Source organism: Thermaurantiacus sp. (genome assembly GCF_053487655.1).
The window spans coordinates 17,810-33,797 of the sequence record NZ_JBRCLD010000076.1 but is presented as its reverse complement, the minus strand read 5'-3'; the positions used below and the strand labels follow the sequence as shown (position 1 = coordinate 33,797).

Genomic DNA, 15,988 nt, shown 5'->3' with positions numbered 1-15,988 from the left:
ATGCCGCCCGCCGGCGCGCGGCAAGCCCAGTCCAGACGTCGAGGAAACGGTCGATGTCGGCCTCGGTCGTACTCCAGCCAGTCGAGACGCGCAGCGATTCGCGCGCAGCTTCGGTCTCGCCCATGGCTTCGAGTACGGCCGACGGCCGGAGCGTGCCCGACGAACAGGCCGGCCCCTGGCTCACAGCGATTCCGGCCAAGTCCATGGCGATCAGCTGGTTGGCAGCTGGAACGCCGGGGAGATGGACGCAGCTGATGGTGGGAAGCCTTGGCGCACCTGCTGCAATGACGCGCCCACCGGCAGCAATGACTCCGGCCTCGAGCCGGGCCCGGAGCGCGCCGGCGCGATCGAGAAAGCGCGAGTCGAGCGCGGCAACTGCTGCCGCAAAACCAAGGATGCCAACGAGATTCTCGGTGCCGCCGCGCAACCCCTGCTCCTGCCCGCCACCGCGCTGGAGGGCAGCGAGGCCGTCGCGACAGCGCACGATGAGCGCGCCCACGCCCGTTGGCCCGCCGAGCTTGTGGGCCGAGATTGCAACATAGTCGGCGGCACGAGGCAGTGGCAGCTTGCCAGCAGACTGGACGCAATCGGCAAGAAGCCGGCCGCCGCGGGCATGCACATGCGCTGCGATTGAGTCGAGGTCCTGGAGCACACCGGTCTCATTGTTGGCGGCCTGGACGGCAACGAGAGCACCCTCGGGCAGGGATAGAAGCGCCTCTTCTACCAGACTGCCGTCCTGGCTCACGGGGAGGATATGCGCTCCAGGCGCTGCCTCGCGCACGGCGGCATGTTCGGTTGCCATCACCGCCCGCATCGATGCCGCAGCGCCTCCAAGCGCAAGTGCCAAGGCTTCCGTCCCGCCACTGGTAAAGACGAGGGAGTCAGCAGGAACAGCAAATGCGGCAGCCAGAGACGCGCGCGCATCTTCGAGTGCCCGCCGTGCCGCACGCCCCGGGCCATGCTGGGAGGAGGGATTTGCCCACTCCCCGGACTCGAGCCGAGTGCAAGCCTCTGCCATGGCGGAAGCCGCCTCAGGGCGGAGCAGCGCCGTTGCGGCCCAGTCGAGATAGGTGCGCGTCATGGGACTGCCGAGGTTGCGATTGCCCGTTCCTTCCCCCACTTTCTATAGCCAACGCCAGCTGGATGGCGACAGCCAGCAGGGCGGACGGGCCCCTGGGCATTCGGGCCCGAAAATTCGGAAGGGGAGCTATGCCTGAAGTCATTTTTCCCGGCCCCGAAGGCCGTCTGCATGGTCGCTACCAGCCGTCGCCCCACCCCCGGCCGATGCTGGCGATCATCTTGCACCCGCATCCCCACAGCGGCGGCACGATGAACTATCCGATCACGCTTGCGCTCTACAATATTTTTGCGAAACGCGGCTTTGCCACATTGAGGTTCAATTTTCGCGGCGTTGGGCGATCAGAGGGCGAATTCGACAACGGTGTTGGCGAGCTTTCTGATGCGGCGTCCGCGCTCGACTGGCTGCAGGCGATCAATCCGGAAAGCTCGGGCACCTGGGTGGCTGGCGCTTCGTTTGGCGCCCTCATTGCAATGCAGCTCCTCATGCGCCGACCGGAAGTGAAAGGGTTCATCTCGATTGCACCGCCAGCCAATCTTTACGACTTCGGCTTTCTCGCCCCCTGCCCCTCCTCCGGCCTCATTGTGCAGGGCCTGGGCGATGAAGTGGTGGCCGAGCCGGCAGTTGCGAAGCTGGTCGAAAAACTGAAGACTCAGAAGCATATCACGATCGACTATGCGACGATCGAGGGGGCCAATCACCATTTCGAAGCGGAGATGGACGAGCTCATGCGGACCGTTGAGGCCTATCTCGACCGCCGGCTCGGGACAGGCGTCCCGAGGTGATTCGCAACCCCGGCTGGCAGATTTTGGTTACAGGAAGATGACAGATATTTGACATCTGCGTGACAAGTGATAGCCTCCCTCCTGTGCCGGCATCCCCCGGCCTTGAGGGAGACAAAAATGAAGCTCGCTGCCATCCTCAGTCTTGTCGCGGCTGCGACGGGAACCTCGTTGCTGGCTGCGCCACAAGCCGATGTGCCTGGAGTCCTTGCGCGCGGCCTTCCTGCCGCTGCTTGGCCGGCAGCCGTCCGCATCCGGACTGATGGTCTTGACCTCACCACCGTCGAAGGGCGGGCCCGGCTTGACTTGCGAATCGCGCGTGCTGCGGCGGCCGTTTGCGACCCGGAACCCAATGCCCGCGCGCAAGCGCTGGACAAGGCGCGCGCTGCCTGTGTCGAGGCAACCATCGCCGCAACAGAGCCCGCCCGTCGGCGTGCCATTGCCGAGCATCGGGCCCGCGGTCAGAAGACGGCGGCCTTGCAGGACTAAGCCGGGGAGTCCCTCTGGCTGCGGCGCCCTGGGGGCGCCCAGCCAGTCAGGGATCAACGCGCTGCCCGCCGCTTACAGGTGATGCAACGCCCGTCGTTTCTGGCCAGCTGGTCGGCTTGCCGTCGGCAACGCGCGCAGCAAGCCAGGCGAAAGCCTGGGCCTCGAGCGAGTCGCCATCGAGGCCTTCCGTCTCCACCGCTTCCACCTCGACTCCGGTGCGCATGGCCAGTGCCTGCATGAGTGCTGGATTCCGGCGCCCGCCGCCGCACACCAGAAGGCGGGACAGGGGGACGGGAAGAAGGCGAAGCGAAAGGGCGACAGCTTCAGCAGTAAAGGCGGTAAGCGTCGCCGCGCCGTCCGCGAGCGGCAGGCCGTGCACTGGGCGTATCGAGAAATCGTCTCGATCGAGCGACTTGGGGCCAGGCTGATCGAACCAGGGATGGTCAAGGAGGGCAGCGAGCACATCGTCCCGAACGCGCCCGGATGCAGCGAGGGCACCGTTCCAGTCCCGCGTTCCGGCATTGTGGGCAGCGACCCAATCATCGAGGAGGGCATTGCCTGGTCCCGTGTCGAATGCACCCCAGGCGTGATCGGCAAACCAGGTCAGATTGGCAACGCCGCCGATGTTGAGGACTCCCATCGGGCGCGGCAGATGCGCAGTGATGGCGCGGTGAAAGCCGGGTGCAAGCGGCGCGCCCTGGCCACCAGCTGCGACATCGGCGCTGCGAAAGTCATGGACCACGGGCCGGTTGAGTGCAGAGGCAAGAAGACCGGCATCGCCGATCTGCCAGGTCCAGCCCAGGTCGGGCCGGTGGGCAACAGTTGCACCATGGAAGCCGATGAGCTCGGCCTGCTCCCAGTCTGGCAGCATCCGCACAGCATCGGCATGGGCAAGGGTCAGCATGCGCTCGGCCTCGAGGATGGCCGCATCGGCGACGGGTGCCTCAAAGGTGCGGGCGCGCTTTGCGGCATTTCGGATCCGGGCCCGCTCCTCTGGCAGATAGGGTCGTTCGGCCGCGGCAATAAGCCGCACCAGAGCTTCGCCGTCCGTCTCAATCAAGGCCGCATCGACAGCGTCTGCGGAAGTGCCTGACATGAGGCCGATCACCAACCGGCTGGTCATGGCCGCTTTTCCATGGCCGAATTCCCTCCTAAGGCGCTCGGCGCCATGTACCGGTCAGACTTCCTGCAAGACCTTGCCGCCCGGGGCCATATCCACCAGCTGACCGATGCGGAAGCCCTGGACGCAGCAGCTGCATCTCCAGGGCTTGTCGCCTATGTCGGCTATGACTGCACAGCGCCCTCCCTCCATGTCGGCAATCTTGCAACCATCATGCTGCTGCGCCGGCTGCAGCAGCATGGCGGCAGGCCGATCGTGCTTCTGGGGGGCGGCACCACGAAGATTGGTGACCCCTCAGGCAAGGACAGCCAGCGCCAGCTGTTGGCCGATGCCGTCATCACCGCGAACAAGTCCTCCATCCGCGCGGTGTTTGAGCGCTTTCTGCGTTTCGGCGATGGGCCGGGGGATGCCATCATGGTCGACAATGCAGACTGGCTCGACCAGCTGGAGCTCATCCCCTTCCTGCGGGACTATGGCCGGCATCTGTCGGTCAACCGGATGTTGGCACAGGATTCCGTGCGCCTGCGGCTCGAGCGCGAGCAGCCGCTGTCGTTTCTCGAATTCAACTATATGGTGCTGCAGGCCTTTGACTTTGTCGAGCTGGCGCGGCGCCATGGCTGCCGGCTGCAGATGGGTGGCTCGGACCAGTGGGGCAATATCGTCCAGGGGATCGATCTTGGGCGCAGGGTTGGCTGCCCGGACCTGCTCGGGCTCACGACCCCCCTCATTACAACCGCTGCTGGCACCAAGATGGGCAAGACCGCCGAAGGCGCGGTCTGGCTCAACCGGGACCAGCTTTCCGACTGGGACTATTGGCAGTTCTGGCGCAATACCGATGACCGCGATGTCGGCCGCTTCCTGCGCCTCTTCACCGACTTGCCAGAGTCCGAAATCGTCCGCCTCGAGCAGCTCGAAGGGGCAGAAATCAACGCTGCCAAAGTGGTGCTTGCCAATGCCGCGACCGCGCTGTGCCGGGGCGGAGAGGCAGCGCGGCAGGCCGAAGCGACAGCGCAGGCGACCTTTGGTGAGGGCGCGGCTGGCGATGCGCTTCCTGAAGCGCGTGTCCAGTTTCCGGTCGGTGTGGTGGAGGCGCTGACCGCAACTGGGCTTGCGGCATCGCGCGGGGAAGCCCGGCGCAAGCTTGCCGAAGGTGCAGTCCGGTTCGACGGCAAGGTCGTAACCGATCCGGAGGTCCGGATTATGGCGCCTGGCCGGCTGAGCCTCGGCCGCAAGCGCCATGCCCGGCTAGTTGGCACCTGAGGCCCTAGCGTCGCTCCTCAGCCAGGGTCTGTTCGATGCGCGCCGCCTGTGCAGGATCGCGCGCCACGCCCTCGCCGCGCCGATAGGCATCGGCAAGCGCAAGCCTGGCCGGCACATACCCGCTGCGCGCAGCGCGCAGATACCAGGCCACCGCCACAGCTGGGTCTGCCGGTGCGCCAAGGCCCCGGGCGGCCATGACGCCAAGGAGCGTCTCAGCAGCCGGATCGCCGCGAAGCGCCATCGGCCGCAGGTGGGCGCGAACCTGCGGCCAGTCTTGCGCTTCCCAAGCCGCAACGACGGCTGCCATGGGAGGCGGCGTGGCCAGCGCTGGCCCGGCCGCAGCAATAAGGAGCAAGAAGCGCCACATGCCTGCTTGCCTAGGCCGGTCTCTAGCCGCTCTGCAAGGTGCGAACCGCAGCATCGCGATCGAACAGGTAGAGGAGGAGACGTGCTGCCTCGCCGCGCGGGCCGGACAGGCCGCCGTCGCGCGCAAGAAGGAGTCGGGCTTCAGCGTCTGCTGCTGCAATCAGCCGGGCAACCTGGGCATCGGTTGCAATGGCGAACCCCTGCTCGCCTGCCTGCCTGGTGCCAAGAAGCTCGCCTGGCCCGCGAAGCTGCAAATCGGCTTCCGCGATGGCGAAGCCGTCATCCGTTGCGCGCAGCATCTTCAGGCGCTCGCGAGCAGTCTCGGAAAGGCGGGGTCCGGCAAGGAGGATGCACACTGATTTTTCCCGCCCACGCCCCACCCGTCCGCGCAGCTGATGGAGCTGCGCCAGCCCGAAGCGCTCGGCCGCCTCGATGACGATCAGGGTCGCCTCGGGCACATCGACCCCCACCTCGATGACGGTGGTCGCAACAAGGAGCTGCGCCTCGCCACTGAGAAACCGGGCCAGCGCAGAATCGCGCTCGGGGCCAGGCATGCGGCCATGGACGAGGGCAACCCGGTCGCCGAACCGGTCCTTCAGCATCGTTGCGCGCGTGACGGCTGCAGCCTGTTCGTCTGCCTGGGGCTCGTCACTGTCGTCTTCGACGAGTGGACAAACCCAGTAGGCCCGGCGCCCGGCGGCAAGATGGCGGGCGAGGCCATCAACCACTTCGTGCATCCGGGCCATGGCGATCACGCGCGTGTCGATGGGCAGGCGGCCAGGCGGCCGCTCGTTCAGCACCGAAATATCAAGAGCGCCGTAGTTCGCGAGCGCCAGCGTGCGCGGAATGGGGGTTGCTGTCATGACGAGGAGGTGGGGCGCCTGCGCGGCCTTGCGCTGGAGCAGAAGCCGCTGGGCGACACCGAAGCGGTGCTGCTCGTCAATGACGGCAAGGCCGAGATTGCGATAGCGAACCTGATCCTGGAAGATGGCGTGCGTGCCAACGAGAATGTCGATCCCGCCCAAAGCGAGATCGGCGAGCACACGGTCCCGCGCGCGGCCTTTCTCGCGGCCACAGAGGAGGCCAAGCCGAACTGGAAGGCTTGCAAAGAGGCCCGAAAGCGTTCGGAAATGCTGGCGGGCGAGAAGCTCAGTCGGGGCAAGAAAGGCGCCCTGGACACCAGCCTCGACGGCACGGGCAAGGGCAAGGGCGGCCACCAGCGTCTTGCCTGAGCCGACATCGCCCTGGAGGAGCCGCAGCATTGCTTGCGGCCGGGCGAGATCGGCGTGGATTTCGCCAATCACGCGGTGCTGGGCGCCAGTCAGAGCGAAGGGAAGGCGGTCGACAAGGGGCCCGGTGATCTGACCATTGCCTACGAGCGCGCGGCTTGCCCTGCGCCGGTTGCGGGCGCGCACCAAGGCCCAGGCGAGCTGGCCGGCGAGAAGCTCGTCCAAGGCGAGACGGTCACGCGCGACGTCAGCTGCCGGGTCGCCGTGCGCTGCGCGCAGCGCCTCGGCAAAGCTCGGCCAGCGGTTGCGAGCAACGAGCGCAGGATCCAGCCATTCCGGAAGCGCCGGAAGACGATCGAGCGCTTTTGCAACAGCATCGATTCGTGCCCGGCGAGACAGGCCCTCGGTCAGCGGGTAGACCGGTTCAACTTCAAGGCCGGGCGCTTGGGAAGCAGGATCGGCCAGCGGATCGATCGGGATGACCTGCTCAGGATGGGCCATCTGCAGCTGGTCGTTCCAGCGTTCAAGCCGGCCCGAGATTCGCACCTGTTGGCCAACGGGCAGGCGCGCGAGCATCCGGTCGGCTTGGGCACCGAAGAAGAGGATCGCAAGCGGGTGGCCAGTAGCGTCGAGCGCTGCTGCCCGCGCTGGAGCCCGGCCATGGGCCTTGCGATGCTGGACAATCCTGACTGTGATGCGCACTCGCTCGCCAGGCTCGGCATGCGCCAAAGAAGCGATCGGGCGGGTGCGGCGGAAGCCGGATGGCAGCTGGAAGAGGAGATCGCGCACGCGCGCAATGCCAAGCTTGTGGAGCCGCTGTGCGACTCTCGGTCCCACCCCGGGAAGTGATGTCACGTCGGCGAAGAGAGGGTTGAGGAGGTCGGGCCGCACGCCTATCGACCTAATCGCAATTTTGGCGGGCGCGCAAATGCAAGTGGCCCGCCGCAGCGGCTTGGACCTTGCTTTCATGACCGAAGCCCCACTGGAGTTTCGCTTGAAGCGCGCATGGTGGCGCGCCACCCACCGGGGAACGAAGGAAGCCGACCTTCTTATCGGCGGTTTTGCTGCCCGCTACCTGGACGGCATGACAAGCGCAGAGCTGGCCTGGTTTGAAGCCCTGCTCGAAGAGCAGGATGTCGATATCTTGGCCTGGGCGTTCGGGACTGCCGAGCCGCCAGCAGCGCTTGCCGGGCCGATGTTTGAGCGGCTGCGTGCGCGCGACTATGTCGAGCTTTCCGGGTGAGAGCATCTTTCGAGCCGATTGCTGAGCTCCAGCGCGCCCGCGCTCCGCTCACCGTCTCTGGCCTGCCAGCCGGCCTCCTTCCCTGGGCCATGGCCGACCTGGCGCGAGCTGCCCATGCTGACGGCGGTCGCGCCGTGCTGATTGCCGCCGATGAGGCGGCGGCACGAGCCGTCGCGGAGGCTGCAAACCTGTTCGCGCCTGAGCTCGACGTCCACATCTTTCCGGCTTGGGACTGCCTGCCTTACGACCGCGCCTCGCCCAGCCATGTTGTGGTGGCGGAGCGGCTGGCAACGCTTGCGGCGCTGCTTTCGCCGCCAGCGCGACCCCAGCTCCTTGCCACGACGGTTGCTGCCGCCACGCAGCGCTTGCTCGGCCGGGATATCGTGAGAGACCATGTCCGCACGATCACGGTGGGCGAGCAGCTTCCAGTCGAGTCTCTCGTCTGCGACCTCCAGCGCCTGGGCTATGTGCGAGTCGATACGGCGGCTGACCAGGGCGAGTTCGCGGTGCGGGGGGGACTCCTCGATGTGATGCCACCCGGCTGCGAGCTCGTCTTCCGGCTGGATTTCTTCGGTGACGAGGTGGAGGCCATCCGCGAAGTGGACCCAGCCTCCCAGCGGACGACAGGCAAGCGCGGGGCCATAACCCTTCTTCCAGTATCCGAAGTGCTGCTTGATCCCGAGCGTATCCGCCGGTTTCGCCGCGGCTGGCTGGAGCAGTTCGGCGCGACGGCTGCGACGGACCCTCTCTACCAGGCCATCAGCGAGGGACGGCGCAGCGCGAGTGCCGACCATTTCCTGCCCCTGTTCGAGGAGCGGCTGGAGACTCTGTTCGACTGGCTGGGACCCGCTGACCTGGTGCTTGCTGATTCCGCCAGCGCATCTGCTGCAAGCCAGCGGTTTGAAGCCATTGCCGACTATCATGGCAACCGAGTCTCGGCGCTTGCCCAACCGGGGCGCAGCCTTGGCATGGCAGCAGTCTACCGGCCCCTGCCGCCCGAGGCGCTCTATCTCACCGCTGACGAGTGGGCGAAGCACCTCGGCGCCCAACCCGTCCACCTGGCAAGCCCGTTCCCCGGTGGGCCCCTGGACCTCGGCGGTCTTCCCGCGCGCGATTTCGCAGCCGATCGTGTGGCTGCCGAAGCCGCCGGAACGAGCCTCTATGCTGCCGTGGCCGCGCGGCTTGCCCGCGCCCGTGCAGAGGGGGTGCAGGTGATTGTGAGCGCCTTCTCGGACGGCAGCCGAGACCGGCTGGCCGGACTTCTGGCAGAAGCGGGTGTCCCCGCCGTGCAGCCGGTTGCAAGCTGGCAAGAAGCGCTGGGCGCTGCCGCCAGTGCAGCGCTGCCGCTCATGGTCTTGCCGCTTGCCCATGGCTTCCAGCGGACGATGGCCGATGGCAGCCGGCTTGAGCTGTGGACGGAAGCCGACATGCTTGGCGACCGGCTGGTGCCACGACGGCGCCGGGCCCGGGCAGCGGATGCCTTCGTCAAGGAGCTACAGGTTCTAAGTGCTGGCGAGCTCGTGGTCCACAAGGACCATGGCATCGGCCGTTACCTCGGATTGCAGACGATTACGGCCGCAGGCAGCCCCCATGACACGGTAGCGCTCGAATATGCGGGCGGCGACCGGCTCTATGTGCCGGTCGAGAATCTCGATGTCCTCTCGCGTTATGGCTCGGAGTCGGAAGGGGTTGCGCTCGACCGTCTCGGGGGGACTGGCTGGGCCCAGCGCAAGGCGCGCATGAAGGATCGGATCCGCGAAATCGCCCAGGATCTTTTGCGGGTGGCAGCGGCCCGGGCCACTCGGCCCGCCGATGTCATCACCCCGGACAGCAGCGCCTATACCGCCTTTGTCGACCGCTTTCCCTGGCCGGAGACCGACGACCAGCTGCGCGCGACTGCGGATGTCCTCGAAGACCTCGGGCGAGGCCGGCCAATGGACCGGCTCATCTGTGGCGATGTCGGCTTTGGCAAGACCGAAGTGGCGCTGCGGGCGGCCTTTGCTGCTGCCATCTCTGGCGTGCAGGTGGCAGTCATCTGCCCGACCACCCTTCTTGCCCGCCAGCATGCCGAAACCTTTCGTGAACGGTTCCGGGGATTTCCACTGAAGGTCGGCCAATTGTCGCGACTGGTGGGAGCGGCCGAAGCAAAGGCAACGCGGGAGGGGCTTGCTGACGGCACCGTCGACGTGGTGGTTGGAACCCATGCGCTGCTCGCGAAGTCGGTCAGGTTCCGGCGGCTCGGGCTTGTCATCGTCGATGAAGAGCAGCGCTTCGGCGTCACCCACAAGGAGCGACTGAAGGCACTACGCCACGATGTCCATGTGCTGACGCTGACGGCCACGCCCATTCCGCGCACGTTGCAGATGGCCTTGTCGGGCCTGCGCGAGCTTTCGGTCATCGCAACCCCCCCGGTTGACCGCTTGGCGGTCAGGACGACTGTCGGGCCGTTCGATCCGGTCGTGCTGCGCGAGGCCCTGCTGCGCGAGCATCACCGCGGCGGCCAGAGCTTCATCGTGGTACCGCGGATCGCTGACATCCCCGATCTCGAGGCCCTGCTTTGCCAAACCGTGCCAGAAGTGCGCTTCGTGACCGCCCATGGCCAGATGGCCGCCAGCGAGATCGAGGAGCGGATGACGGCCTTTTATGAGCATCGCTACGATGTGCTGCTCGCGACCACCATCGTTGAAAGCGGGCTCGACATTCCCAACGCCAATACGCTCATTGTCTGCCGTGCCGACATGTTCGGGCTGGCCCAGCTCTATCAGCTGCGCGGCCGAGTCGGTCGGGCCAAGCGCCGCGCCTATGCTCTCCTCATGACATCTCCGGAAGGCACGATAACAGCAGCAGCCGAGAAGCGCCTGCAAGTGCTTGCCAGCCTTGATTCGCTCGGCGCCGGGTTCGAGCTCGCAAGCCACGATCTCGACCAGCGCGGTGCCGGGAACCTGCTCGGCGACGAGCAGTCGGGACACATCCGGGAAGTCGGCTTTGAACTCTACCAGTCGATGCTGGAAGACGCGATTGTGGCCGCCAAGGCGGAAGCAAGCGGGCTGAAGCCGCCAGATGATCCGCTCTCACCGACGATTACCACCGATGCTCCGGTCATGATTCCCGAATCCTATGTGCCTGACCTTGCGGTCCGCATGGCGCTTTACCGGCGCGCCGCCGACCTTGCCGATCCGGCCGCGATCGAGGCATTTGCGGCAGAACTCATCGACCGCTTCGGCAAGCTGCCACCTGAGACCGCCAATCTCCTCAAAGCGGTGGAAGCAAAGCAGGTGGCGCGTCAGGCGGGAATCCTGAAGCTCGAAGCCGGACCCAAGGGGCTTCTCGTCAGCTTCGCCCCCAGCGGCTTTCCAGCGCCGGACCGCCTCGTTCGCTGGATCGAGGCCCAGAAGGGAGCGGCGCGGCTGCGGCCGGACCAGAAGCTTTTCCTTGCCCGCGATCTAGCAACACCTGGCCAGCGGCTGGGCGGCGCACTGGCACTGGCCCGGGCGCTGGCCAAGCTCGCCGATGCGCCTGCCAAGCCTCCGGTCGCGCCACCGGCACCGGGGCCACGCAAGATGGCAGTTGGCAGCTACCGGGCGCGAAAGTGAGCGACTTCCGCCGGACCGTCCTCCTTGTCGCGGCACTGAACCTTGCCTGGTGTGCAGTCGAGCTTGGTGTCGCGCTCAGGATTGGTTCGGTCGCGCTTCTTGCTGACAGCGCCGACTTTCTGGAGGACGCGAGCGTCAATTTCCTGATCGCGGTTGCCGCCGGCTGGTCCGTTGCCGCACGGGCGCGAGTCGGCATGGGGCTCGCGGTGCTCATGCTGGTGCCGGCCGTGGCATTCTTGTGGACACTCGGCACCAAGTTCGCGGCACCGATCGTGCCGAATCCGCTTCCGCTTTCGCTGGTGGGCGGCGGCGCGCTGGCCGTGAACATCCTGTGCGCCTTCCTCCTCGCGCACTTCCGACGCCGCAGCGACAGCCTGGTGCGCGCCGCCTTTCTTTCCGCGCGCAACGACGCAATCGCCAATGTCGCCATCATCTTCGCGGCAGGGATGACCGTGATTCGCCCATCGATCTGGCCCGACATCGTGGTCGGGATCGGGATCGCCATCCTCAACCTCGATGCTGCGCGGCAGGTGCTCGCCGCAGCGCGAGCACAAGCGCGACCGGCGCCCTGACTTCCCCAATTTGCCGACTGGCATTCAGGTCCTGAGGCTCTAGAAGAGCGGCATGACGGCGCAACCTGCACGCCTGCTCATCGACGGCTTTGGCCGCCGGGTGAGCTATGTCCGGCTGTCGGTGACCGACAGGTGCGATTTCCGCTGCAGCTATTGCATGCCGCTCGACCAGAGCTTCCTGCCCAAGCGGGACGTGCTCACCCTAGAAGAGCTCGCGCTGATTGCGGGCGCCTTCATCGACCGTGGTGTCACGCGCATCCGCCTGACCGGAGGCGAACCGCTCGTGCGCCGCAATGTGATGGAGCTGGTGAGGGCCATCGGCCGGCGACTGGGGCATGGCCTTGACGAGCTGACGCTCACCACCAATGGTAGCCAGCTGGCACGGTTTGCCGACCAGCTGTTTTTGGCTGGAGTTCGGCGCGTGAATGTCAGCCTCGACAGCCTGGACCCCGACCGCTTTGCAGCCATCACCCGGCGCGGCCGTCTCGCCCCCGTTCTCGATGGTATTGCGGCCGCAAAAGCCGCTGGCCTCAAGGTCAAGATCAATATGGTGGCCCTGCGGGGCCTCAATGAAGACGAAATTCTGCCCATGCTGCAATGGTGCGGAAGCCAGGGATTCGACCTCACGTTCATCGAGACAATGCCGCTTGGTTTCATCGAGGAGGACAGGTCCGACCGCTATTTGCCGCTGACGCAAGTGCGGCGCCTGCTGGACTCCCGCTTTACCCTTCAGCCGCTTGCCGAACGAACGGGAGGGCCGGCGCGCTATGTCCGCATCGAGGAGACTGGCCAGAAGGTCGGCTTCATCACGCCCTTGACTCACAATTTCTGCGAGAGTTGCAACCGCGTGCGGGTGACGGCAACTGGCACGCTCTTCATGTGTCTTGGCCAGGAAGACAGGGTCGAGTTGCGGGACCTGCTGCGCCAGGGGGGGCTGGCAGCGCTTGATGCCGCACTCGATGAGGCGATGGCGCTGAAGCCCAGGGGCCATGATTTTGTGATCGAGCGGGGCCGTGCGGCGCCGGCGGTTTCCCGCACCATGTCGGTCACGGGCGGCTGACTTCCGTCTTGCGGGCCGCGCTTGCCGTTTCTGACACGCCGCTCGCGCGCGAGGCGGAAGCCGAGCTGCGCGCCCTTCATGCGTTTGTGCCGGTTGCGGAAGCGGAGGTGATCGTCGCGCTCGGCGGCGATGGCTATCTCCTGGCACTCCTCCACCGGCTGCTGGACGGCGGAGTCGAGGTGCCAGTTTTCGGGATGAACCGGGGGACGGTCGGGTTTCTCATGAACCATTGGTCACCCGAGCGGCTGCCAGAGCGGCTTGCGGCCGCGCGCGGATTCCAGCTGCGGCCGCTGACCATGACGGCGACAACGCAGGCCGGGACAACGCAGGTCTCGCCGGCCTTCAACGAAGTCTCGCTGCTGCGCGAGACCCGCCAGGCCGCGCGGATTGAGATCGCAATTGACGGCAAGGTGCGGATGGCTGAACTGGCGGCGGATGGAGTCTTGGTTGCAACGCCTGCCGGCTCGACGGCCTATAATCTTTCGGTCAATGGCCCGATCCTGCCGCTTGAGTCCGATCTCCTCGCGCTGACCGCCATCTCGCCCTTTCGGCCACGGCGCTGGCACGGTGCCCTCATTCCCAATCGGTCGGTAGTCGAGTTCCGCATCCTTGAGGCCGAGCGCCGGCCAGTGTCGGCTGTCGCCGACCAGCTCGAAGTGCGCGATGTCACCCATGTGCGAGTCGCAACCGACTTCGAGCGCGCGCTGGAGCTGCTGTTCGACCCCGAATATGCGCTCGATGACCGGATATTTGCCGAACAGTTCATGACCTGAGGGAGGAATCCATGGCCTATGTGCGCGAGGACGTCGCCAACCTGCTCGCCATGATGGCAGCGACACCCCAGCCGCAAATGCACGAAGTGGACCCGACGACGGCGCGGGAGATGTATCGCCAGATGACAGCAGCTGCCGACCGGGTGGCACCTGCACTCGCCCGCAAGGAGGACATCCGCATCCCTGGTCCGGCCGGGCCCATCCCGGCGCGCATCTACCAGGCCAGCGCACCATCGGGCCCGGCACCAGCTCTGGTCTATTTTCATGGCGGGGGCTGGGTCATCGGCGATCTTGAGACCCATGATTCGCTCTGCGCTGAAATCGCGTCCCAACTTGGCATGTCGGTGGTTGCAGTCGACTACCGGCTGGCGCCGGAAACCCGCTTTCCAGGCGCCACTGAAGACTGCCTTGCCGCCACGCGCTGGGTCGCAGACGCAGCCGGCACGCTCAGCCATGACGTGACCGGGCTTATCCTCGCTGGCGATTCGGCTGGAGGCAATCTGGCAGCAGCTGTTGCTCGGGAGACAGCAGGCGAGCTGCCGCTTTTGGCACAATGGCTCATTTATCCCGGAGTCGACATGGCAGCCTCGGGCGGCAGCCTTGCCGAGTTTGCCGAGGGCTATTTGCTCACGGCCGAAGGCATGGCCTGGTTCATAACACATTATGCGCCCGCGCCCGACCACCCTTGGGCAAGCCCGCTGCGCGCTGCCGAATGGGACGGGCTGCCGCCAGCGCTTGTCTTTACCTGCGGGCTGGACCCGCTTCGCGACCAGGGCCGGGCCTATGCCGCCCGCCTTATTGAGACGGGCCATCGCGTCATCTACCGTGAGGCCGCCGGCCAAATCCACGGTTGCATGACGCTGCGCGGCGGCATTCCCTCCGCCCAGGCCGACCTTGAAGGCCAGATCGCAGACTTGAAGGCGCTTCTTGTATGAATGCGGGTGCCCTCCCCTACCGGCCCGGCGTTGGCATCATGCTTTTGAATGCCGACAGGCAGGTGTTCGTTGGCCAGCGGCTCGACCAGCATGCCGAGGCCTGGCAGATGCCGCAGGGCGGAATTGACGAAGGTGAGGAGCCGTTTCCGGCTGCGCTTCGTGAACTGGAGGAGGAGACGGGCGTGGCGCCCCACCTCACCCGCCTTCTTGCCGAGACGGCCGACTGGCTGAGCTATGACCTGCCGCCCGAGCTCATGGGCAAGCTCTGGGGCGGCCGCTATCGCGGCCAGAGACAGAAGTGGTTCGCACTTCAGTTCCTTGGCACCGATGGGGATATCAATATCAAGACCGCCCACCCCGAGTTCCGCGCCTGGCAATGGGCTTCGCCAAAGGATCTTGAGCGCCTGATCGTTCCCTTCAAGCGCCCGCTCTATGCGGAGCTTCTGCGCGCCTTTTCTGGCCTTCTGTGAGCGTGTCAGATAAGGCCAGCAAGCGGGCTTGACGGGTCGGCATAGCGGCGCGGCGCCATTCGCCCGGCGAGATAGGCGTCGCGGCCGGCCTCGACTGCGGCCTTCATGGCACGTGCCATCCTGACCGGATCCTTCGCCTCGGCAATGGCCGTGTTCATGAGCACGCCATCGCAGCCAAGCTCCATTGCGATCACAGCATCGGAGGCAGTGCCAACACCGGCATCCACCAGAACCGGCACCTTCGCCTGCTCGACGATGAGCCGGATGTTGACCCGGTTCTGGATTCCGAGCCCCGACCCGATGGGAGCCCCGAGGGGCATGATGGCAGCAGCGCCGGCCTCCTCGAGGCGATGTGCGATGACGGGATCGTCCGACGTATAGACCATTACGTCGAACCCCTCCTTCACCAGCACTTCAGTCGCGCGGATGGTCTCAATGACATCGGGGAACAGGGTCTTTGGGTCAGCAAGCACTTCGAGCTTGACGAGGGTCCAGCCGCCGGCCTCGCGCGCCAGGCGCAGCGTGCGCAGCGCATCCTCGGCAGTAAAGCAGCCGGCCGTATTGGGAAGATAGGTGATGCGTGACGGATCGATGAAGTCGGTCAAGCGCGGCTGGGCCGGGTCGGAGAGATTGACACGGCGGACGGCCACGGTGACGATCTCTGCACCTGCGGCTTCGACCGCGGCTGCGTTCAGCGCATAGTCGCGATACTTGCCAGTGCCGACAATGAGACGCGAGCGGAAGCGGCGGCCGGCCACTTCCCAGCCCTCGTCCGTGGCCGGAGCACCGCCGCCGACGAAATGGACGATCTCCAGCCGGTCCCCTTCACCGAGCCGGACATAATCCCACTGGCTTCTTGGCACGATCTCGCGGTTGCGCTCGACGGCCACTCGGCCTGGCGCCAGCGCAAGGGAGTCGATGAGGGCGGCAATGCTCGACTCGGCTGGAACCCGGCGTGGTGCACCGTTCACTTCGATGGTGATTTCCATGGCCTGCCCCTGTAAGGCGCCCGCCGGGG

At 66.1% G+C, this 15,988-nt stretch carries 15 protein-coding genes; 10 read left to right on the top strand and 5 right to left on the bottom strand.

Going from position 1 to position 15,988, the window contains the following annotated elements; translation table 11 throughout:
* A partial coding sequence (locus ACWIQA_RS07970) for a cysteine desulfurase family protein (RefSeq protein WP_448582536.1) occupies nt 1-1,081 on the bottom strand: 1,081 nt, incomplete at its 3' end.
* Nucleotides 1,082-1,209: 128 nt separating this feature from the next.
* Between ACWIQA_RS07970 and ACWIQA_RS07965 the strand changes: the two genes are divergently transcribed.
* Both ACWIQA_RS07965 and ACWIQA_RS07960 read left to right on the top strand, forming a co-directional pair.
* Nucleotides 1,210-1,863 (top strand): alpha/beta hydrolase, encoded by a 654-nt coding sequence (locus tag ACWIQA_RS07965; protein WP_448582535.1) that lies wholly within the window; start codon nt 1,210-1,212, stop codon nt 1,861-1,863.
* Between the two features lie 117 nt (nt 1,864-1,980).
* Entirely contained in the window at nt 1,981-2,349 is a 369-nt protein-coding gene (locus tag ACWIQA_RS07960) for a UrcA family protein (RefSeq protein WP_448582534.1), read from the top strand.
* A gap of 46 nt (nt 2,350-2,395) precedes the next feature.
* Here the strand turns inward: ACWIQA_RS07960 and ACWIQA_RS07955 are convergent, their stop codons facing one another.
* The gene (locus ACWIQA_RS07955) at nt 2,396-3,472 is read right to left on the bottom strand and encodes an anhydro-N-acetylmuramic acid kinase (protein ID WP_448582533.1); all 1,077 of its coding nucleotides are present in this window, start codon (nt 3,470-3,472) and stop codon (nt 2,396-2,398) included.
* 12 nt (nt 3,473-3,484) lie between these two features.
* On the opposite strand from ACWIQA_RS07955, the gene tyrS reads away from it, so the two are divergent.
* A complete protein-coding gene (gene tyrS / locus ACWIQA_RS07950; RefSeq protein WP_448582532.1) occupies nt 3,485-4,729 on the top strand; it encodes a tyrosine--tRNA ligase in 1,245 nt (414 codons plus the stop codon).
* Between the two features lie 4 nt (nt 4,730-4,733).
* Here tyrS and ACWIQA_RS07945 read toward each other — a convergent pair whose 3' ends face one another.
* The gene (locus ACWIQA_RS07945; RefSeq protein ID WP_448582531.1) at nt 4,734-5,096 is read right to left on the bottom strand and encodes a hypothetical protein; all 363 of its coding nucleotides are present in this window, start codon (nt 5,094-5,096) and stop codon (nt 4,734-4,736) included.
* A gap of 22 nt (nt 5,097-5,118) precedes the next feature.
* A complete protein-coding gene (gene recG / locus ACWIQA_RS07940) occupies nt 5,119-7,215 on the bottom strand; it encodes an ATP-dependent DNA helicase RecG (RefSeq protein WP_448582530.1) in 2,097 nt (698 codons plus the stop codon).
* A 76-nt stretch (nt 7,216-7,291) separates the two neighbouring features.
* Here recG and ACWIQA_RS07935 point away from each other — a divergent pair, with 76 nt between their 5' ends.
* The 7 genes from ACWIQA_RS07935 to ACWIQA_RS07905 are packed head-to-tail and all read left to right on the top strand — an operon-like array spanning nt 7,292 to nt 14,970.
* Nucleotides 7,292-7,567 (top strand): FAD assembly factor SdhE, encoded by a 276-nt coding sequence (locus ACWIQA_RS07935; RefSeq protein WP_448582529.1) that lies wholly within the window; start codon nt 7,292-7,294, stop codon nt 7,565-7,567.
* Entirely contained in the window at nt 7,564-11,160 is a 3,597-nt protein-coding gene (mfd, locus tag ACWIQA_RS07930) for a transcription-repair coupling factor (RefSeq protein ID WP_448582528.1), read from the top strand. The genes ACWIQA_RS07935 and mfd overlap by 4 nt, the downstream gene beginning before the upstream one ends.
* A complete protein-coding gene (locus ACWIQA_RS07925) occupies nt 11,157-11,732 on the top strand; it encodes a cation transporter (RefSeq protein ID WP_448582527.1) in 576 nt (191 codons plus the stop codon). The genes mfd and ACWIQA_RS07925 overlap by 4 nt, the downstream gene beginning before the upstream one ends.
* Before the next feature lie 52 nt (nt 11,733-11,784).
* The gene (gene moaA, locus ACWIQA_RS07920) at nt 11,785-12,792 is read left to right on the top strand and encodes a GTP 3',8-cyclase MoaA (protein WP_448582526.1); all 1,008 of its coding nucleotides are present in this window, start codon (nt 11,785-11,787) and stop codon (nt 12,790-12,792) included.
* An 8-nt stretch (nt 12,793-12,800) separates the two neighbouring features.
* Entirely contained in the window at nt 12,801-13,565 is a 765-nt protein-coding gene (locus ACWIQA_RS07915; RefSeq protein WP_448582525.1) for an NAD kinase, read from the top strand.
* 11 nt (nt 13,566-13,576) lie between these two features.
* Complete coding sequence (locus ACWIQA_RS07910; RefSeq protein WP_448582524.1) at nt 13,577-14,500, top strand: alpha/beta hydrolase; 924 nt, start codon at nt 13,577-13,579, stop codon at nt 14,498-14,500.
* A complete protein-coding gene (locus ACWIQA_RS07905; RefSeq protein WP_448582523.1) occupies nt 14,497-14,970 on the top strand; it encodes an RNA pyrophosphohydrolase in 474 nt (157 codons plus the stop codon). Before ACWIQA_RS07910 ends, ACWIQA_RS07905 begins: the two co-directional genes overlap by 4 nt.
* A 5-nt stretch (nt 14,971-14,975) precedes the next feature.
* Here the strand turns inward: ACWIQA_RS07905 and thiS are convergent, their stop codons facing one another.
* A complete protein-coding gene (gene thiS / locus ACWIQA_RS07900; RefSeq protein WP_448582522.1) occupies nt 14,976-15,959 on the bottom strand; it encodes a sulfur carrier protein ThiS in 984 nt (327 codons plus the stop codon).
* Nucleotides 15,960-15,988 lie beyond the last annotated feature (29 nt).